The organism is Amycolatopsis rhizosphaerae (assembly GCF_007713715.1).
Classification (GTDB): domain Bacteria; phylum Actinomycetota; class Actinomycetes; order Mycobacteriales; family Pseudonocardiaceae; genus Amycolatopsis_E; species Amycolatopsis_E rhizosphaerae.
Genome location: NZ_VJWX01000437.1, coordinates 1 through 6,012 on the forward strand (window position 1 = coordinate 1; position 6,012 = coordinate 6,012).

Annotated in this window: 7 protein-coding genes; all 7 read left to right on the plus strand. The window is 71.7% G+C overall.

Going from position 1 to position 6,012, the window contains the following annotated elements; translation table 11 throughout:
* Positions 1-5: 5 nt before the first annotated feature.
* Positions 6-656: a prepilin peptidase gene (locus tag FNH05_RS29815; protein ID WP_342781632.1), complete on the plus strand. Its 651-nt coding sequence runs from the start codon at positions 6-8 to the stop codon at positions 654-656.
* Between the two features lie 33 nt (positions 657-689).
* Positions 690-1,877, plus strand: coding sequence for a chorismate synthase (gene aroC, locus FNH05_RS29820; protein ID WP_144592184.1), 1,188 nt, complete (start codon positions 690-692; stop codon positions 1,875-1,877).
* On the plus strand, positions 1,874-2,398 hold the full coding sequence (locus FNH05_RS29825) for a shikimate kinase (RefSeq protein WP_144592185.1): 525 nt from the start codon (positions 1,874-1,876) through the stop codon (positions 2,396-2,398). The genes aroC and FNH05_RS29825 overlap by 4 nt, the downstream gene beginning before the upstream one ends.
* Entirely contained in the window at positions 2,395-3,498 is a 1,104-nt protein-coding gene (gene aroB, locus FNH05_RS29830; protein WP_144592186.1) for a 3-dehydroquinate synthase, read from the plus strand. The genes FNH05_RS29825 and aroB overlap by 4 nt, the downstream gene beginning before the upstream one ends.
* A complete protein-coding gene (gene aroQ / locus FNH05_RS29835) occupies positions 3,495-3,926 on the plus strand; it encodes a type II 3-dehydroquinate dehydratase (protein ID WP_144592187.1) in 432 nt (143 codons plus the stop codon). The genes aroB and aroQ overlap by 4 nt, the downstream gene beginning before the upstream one ends.
* Positions 3,923-4,828: a GNAT family N-acetyltransferase gene (locus FNH05_RS29840; protein ID WP_144592188.1), complete on the plus strand. Its 906-nt coding sequence runs from the start codon at positions 3,923-3,925 to the stop codon at positions 4,826-4,828. The genes aroQ and FNH05_RS29840 overlap by 4 nt, the downstream gene beginning before the upstream one ends.
* A 91-nt stretch (positions 4,829-4,919) precedes the next feature.
* On the plus strand, positions 4,920-6,012 hold a 1,093-nt coding region (locus tag FNH05_RS29845), incomplete at its 3' end, for a glycoside hydrolase family protein (RefSeq protein WP_144592189.1).

Genomic DNA, 6,012 nt, shown 5'->3' on the forward strand with positions numbered 1-6,012 from the left:
GGGTGATGCCCATGACCTGGGGAATCTTGCCGATCTTCGCCATGGCCGGGGCTGCCGCCGGCCTGTTCACCGCCTTCGTGCTGACGAGGGCGGCCGTTCCCGCGCCGGTCCCGCGCGGGCCCGTCGCCGCGGGCACGGCGCTGCTGTGGCTGGTGGTGGCCTGGCGCTGGGGGGCCGGAGCGTGGCCACCATGGTGGCTGCCCGTGCCCCTGGCGGTCACCACCGTGGCCGTCCCGCTGGTGGCGGCCGATCTGCGCCACCGGCGCCTGCCGGACGTGCTCACCCTGCCGTCGTACCCCTTGCTGGGGATCGTGCTCGGCCTCGCGGCCGTACTGGGCCCGGGAACGGGGCTCGCCGGGCGCGCGGTGGCCGCCGCTACCGTGTTCGGAGGCCTCCATCTGCTGGCGCACACGCTGGCCCGGGGCTCGCTGGGCGCGGGTGATGTGAAGCTCTCGGGTGTGCTCGGCGCCGTGCTCGGGGCGGTGAGCTGGACGGCGCTGGTGGTGGCGGCGGTGCTCGCCGCGGTGCTCACGGCCGTGCTCGCCGTGAGCAGGCGCTGGCACGGGGGAGTCCCGCACGGGCCCGGGCTGCTCGCCGCGACCTGGCTGGTGAGTGTGTTCCCCGCCGCGGAGGGGCAGGTCGGCATGGGCACTTGAACCGCACGAGGCGCGACGTGACAGGATCGTCGGGTGTTGCGCTGGATAACCGCTGGTGAATCGCATGGACCCGCACTGGCTGCCGTGCTGGAAGGGATGGTGGCCGGAGTCGAGGTCACCACGGCCGAAGTGAGCGAGCAGCTCGCCCGGCGCCGTCTCGGATTCGGCCGGAGCCCGCGTATGGGCTTCGAGACCGACCATATCGACTTCCTCGGCGGCGTCCGGCACGGCGTCACCCAGGGCGGCCCCATCGCGATCCAGATCGAGAACGCGGAATGGCCCAAGTGGGAGAAGGTCATGGCGGCCGACCCGGTGGACCCGGCCGAGCTGGCCGGCCTCGCCCGGAACGAGCCCCTGACTCGTCCCCGGCCCGGCCACGCCGACCTTCCCGGCATGCAGAAGTACGGCTTCACCGACGCGCGTCCCGTCCTGGAGCGGGCGAGCGCCCGGGAGACCGCCTCACGGACCGCGCTCGGCACCGTCGCCCGAGCCTTCCTGCGCCAGTTGCTCGGTGTGGAGATCGTCAGCCACGTCGTGTCCATCGGCCGGGCGGAGGCGCCCGAGGGGCCGCTGCCGGGGCCGGAGGATCTCGCCGCCATCGACGAAAGCCCGGTGCGCGCGTTCGGCCAGGAGGCCACCGACGCGATGGTGGCCGAAGTGGACGCGGTGCGGAAGGCCGGTGACACCGTCGGTGGCGTCATCGAGGTCATCGCCTACGGACTGCCGCCGGGGCTCGGTTCGCACGTGCACTGGGACCGTCGCCTCGACGCGCGGCTGGCCGGGGCACTGATGGGTGTGCAGGCGATGAAGGGGGTCGAGGTCGGTGACGGCTTCACCACCGCGCATCGCTGGGGCAGCCAGGCGCACGACGAGATCGACCGCGGCTCCGGCCCGGTCGGGGTGACCCGCCGTTCCAACCGGGCCGGTGGCCTGGAAGGCGGCATCACCAACGGGGAGCCGGTGCGCGTCCGCGTGGCCATGAAGCCGATCTCCACCGTCCCCAAGGCACTGTCCACTGTGGATGTCGTGACCGGTGAGCCCGCGGTGGCGATCCACCAGCGCTCCGACGTCTGTGCCGTGCCGAGGGCCGGGGTCGTGCTGGAGTCGGTCGTCGCGCTCGTACTCGCCGACGCCGCACTGGAGAAGTTCGGGGGCGACTCGCTGGCCGAGGCCAAGCGCAACGCCGAGGGATACCTCAAGGCCCTGGAGGAGCGGTGGTGAAACCCTGCCTGGTCGTGGTCGGGCCACCGGGTTCGGGCAAGAGCACGGTGGGGCCGCTGCTGGCCGAGCACCTGGGAGTGGCCTTCCGCGACTCCGACGACGACATCGTCGCCCGCGCCGGGTGCTCGATCTCCGACATCTTCGCCACCGAAGGCGAGCCGTTCTTCCGCGAACTGGAGGAGCAGGTGATCGCCGAGGCGCTCGCCGAACACGACGGCGTGCTGTCCGTGGGCGGCGGGGCGGTACTGGCACCCGGCACCCGCGAGCGGCTGCGCGGGCATTTCGTCGTCTTCCTCAACGTCGGCTTCGCCACCGGCGTGCACCGGGTCGGCCTGTCGACGGCCCGCCCGCTGCTGGCCGGGGTCAACCCCCGTGCCACCTACCGCACCCTGCTCGAACAGCGGCTGCCGGTCTACCGGGAGGTCGCGAGTCTCGAGGTGCCGACCGACGACCACACCCCGGCCGAGATCGTCGCGCTGATCGCGGCCGGGCTGAACGAGAACCTGGAGAAAACGCAGTGACCGATCCGGTGCGGGTCACGGTGCACACCGCCCGGCCCTACGACGTCGTCATCGGCCGCGGCCTGCTCGGCGAACTGACCGAGGCGCTGGCCGGCGCCTCCAAGGTCGCGCTGATCCACCCGCCCACGCTGACCGCGACGGCCGAGGCGATCCGCGACGAACTGGCGTCGGCGGGCCTGGACGCGCATCGCGTCGAGATCCCGGACGCCGAGGACGGCAAGGCCCTTTCGGTGGCCGGATTCTGCTGGGAGGTGCTCGGGCGGATCGGCCTCGACCGGCAGGGCGTCGTGGTCGGGCTCGGCGGGGGTGCGGTCACCGACCTCGCCGGGTTCGTCGCCGGCACCTGGATGCGGGGTGTGCGCCTGGTCAACGTGCCCACCACGCTGCTCGGCATGGTGGACGCGGCCGTTGGCGGCAAGACCGGTATCAACACCGACGCGGGCAAGAACCTCGTCGGCGTATTCCACGAACCCAGTGCCGTGCTGGCCGACCTCGCCACCCTGGAGACCCTGCCGTCCCACGAACTGGTGGCGGGCATGGCCGAGGTCGTCAAGGCCGGGTTCATCGCCGACCCGGTGATCCTCGACCTCATCGAGGCCGACCCGGCCGCCGCGGTCGACCCGCGGGGCGCGGTCCTCGGTGAGCTGGTCCGCCGGTCGGTGCAGGTCAAGGCCGATGTGGTGGCGGCCGATCTGCGCGAGTCCGACCTGCGCGAGATCCTCAACTACGGCCACACCCTCGGGCACGCGATCGAACGCCGCGAACGGTACCGCTGGCGGCACGGTGCGGCGGTGAGCGTCGGCCTGGTGTTCGCCGCCGAACTCGCGCGGCTGGCCGGGCGGCTGGACGACGAAACGGCGGCGCGGCATGCCTCCGTGCTGAAGCTGCTGGGCCTGCCCACCACCTACGACGCGGACGCCCTGCCGCAACTGATCGAAACCATGCGCGGGGACAAGAAGACCCGCTCGGGCGTGCTGCGGTTCGTGGTGCTCGACGGACTGGCCAAGCCCGGCCGCCTGGAAGGACCCGATCCGGCGCTGCTGGCGGCGGCGTACTCGGTGGTCGCCCGCGAGGAGGCAGGCGGGAGCATCCTGCTGTGAAGGTGTTCGTGCTCAACGGCCCGAACCTGGGCCGCCTCGGGAAACGGGAACCCTCGGTCTACGGCTCCACCACCCACGCCGACCTCGCCGAACTGTGCGTCCGCACGGGCAAGGAACTCGGCCTCGAGGTCGAGGTGCGGCAGACCGACCACGAAGGCGAGATGGTCGGCTGGCTGCACGAGGCGGCCGACGGCGGCCATCCCGTGGTGCTCAACGCCGGTGCCTGGACCCACTACTCGATCGCGGTGCGCGACGCCGCCGCGCAGCTGAGCGCACCGCTGATCGAGGTACACATTTCCAACGTGCACAAGCGGGAACAGTTCCGGCACCACAGCGTGCTCTCCGACATCGCGACCGCGGTGCTCGCCGGATTCGGCGTCGCCGGGTACCCGCTCGCCCTGCGCTGGCTGGCGGAACAACAGCGGTGAAGGTCCCCTCGCTGCGGACCGAGCGCCTGGTCCTGCGGGGGCTCACCCCCGCGGATACCGACGCGGTGGTCGGCATCTTCGCCGACCCCGAGACCAGCCGCTTCTTCGCCGCCGACTTCAGCGATCCCGAACAGGCCAGGGCGATGGTCGAGCGGCGCCTCGGCTATGACGGCCCGGACGGGCTGGGGCACTGGATCCTGGAACACGAGGCCGTGGTCGTCGGACTCGCGCATCTGTGGGAGTCCGAACTGCCGGGTGGTGCGGTCGAGATCGGGTACTACCTTGATCCCGCCTATGGCGGGAAGGGACTGGCCACCGAGGCGGTGGCCGCCCTGCTCGGCCACGGCTTCGGGACCCTGGGCCTGCCCGCGATCTGGGCACTGATCCATGAGTCCAATGTGGCCAGCCGCAATTTGGCCGAGCGAGTGGGTTTTCTCGATGTGGGCGGCAGAACCCATTACGGCGCCGAGCACCGGGTGTATGTGGCGCTGCCGGGCGAGCGGGGCAGGCTGCACCACGCCGAGTTGTGGGTGCCGGATCTCGGCCGGGCCGAGGCGAGTCTCGGCTGGCTGCTGACCGAACTCGGGTGGCGCGAGTACCAGCGCTGGCCGCACGGGGTGAGCTGGCGGCTCGGCAGCACCTACGTGGTGGTGGAGTCCTCACCCGCGCTGACCGCGGACGAACACGACCGGCTCCGGCCCGGCCTGAACCACCTGGCGTTGCATGCCGGTTCGGCTGAGCAGGTCGACGCACTGGCGGAGGCCGCGCTCACCCACGGCTGGCGGCCCCTGTTCGCCGACCGGTATCCGCACGCGGGCGGGCGGGAGCATTACGCCGCCTATCTGGAAAACGGCGACGGGTTCGAAGTCGAACTGGTGGCGCGCACCGGACCGGCGGATTGAGCGCAGTCCGCCGAGCGCCCACCGGGGACCGGGCGCCGATCTCTACACTGAGTGCTGCCATCGACTGTGGGGGAGAGAGGGGCACCGGTTCATGCGCTCGTTCGGCCGGCGGTTCGGAGCCCTTCTGCTCGCCGGGATTCTGGGTGCGGCCGTCCTCTCCGGGTGCAGTTCCGGTACCACGCGGACCCAGGCCGAGGGCAGTGGTGACGGCGGGCTCGGCGGCGGGAAACCGTCGGCCGCGCCGAGTTCGGCCGCCCCGCGCGATGTGGCGCTGAAAACCGGGCAGCCCAGGGAAAGTGGCGGCGTGGTCGCGGCCGGAGGCCCCGGTGCGCCGTACAACTACGGGCCCACCGTGATGATCGACGGTGGCCGGACCCGGATGTGGTGGTGCAGCCAGTATCCCAACGCGGGCCCGCCCGGTGACGACATCATCTACGGCGAGGCCGCCTCCGTGGACGGCCCGTTCACCGGCCCGGGAGGCGGTGTGCCGCCCGCGGTCCTGTCGGGAAACCCCGGTCAGTTCGACGGTGCGCACACCTGCGATCCGTCGGTGGTGAAGGTCAACGGGACCTACTACCTGTACTACACGGGAGCGGCGGGGGATCACGCGCTCGGTAACGCGATCGGACTGGCGACCAGTGCCGACGGCATCACCTGGACCCGTTCGCCGGGACCGATCGTGACCCCGTCGCACGACGTGCACCGGGACAACCTCTACGGGGCGGGGCAACCGTCGGTGGTGTTTCTCGACGGCTGGTTCTACCTGATGTTCACCGACACCACCGGCCGTGCCGCGGGCTGGAACGGTGCCGGCCAGTTCGTCTTGCGCGCCAAGGATCCCAGCTTCAGCTCCGATGTGGAAGCATTGGGGGACAAGGGTTTCTTCGCGGTGTCCGGTAACGCCGCTCCGCGCACCACCTCCGTGGTGGATGCCTTCAGCGCCGATCTGATGTGGGTGGACGCGCTGAACGCCTTCGCCATCGCGCACGAGACGCAGGACGGCACCACGATCACCTTCCGGAACCGTGATTTCACCGGCAGCCCGTACCAGCCGATCGTGCTGCCCGGGGCCTGGCGGGAGGGGCCGGGTCTGGTGCGGACCCCCGACGGGCACGCGCCGGTGGCGGCGGACGACCCGTGTGGCCGGGTGCCGATCGACCTGGTGCGGGCGACCGTGCTGGGGG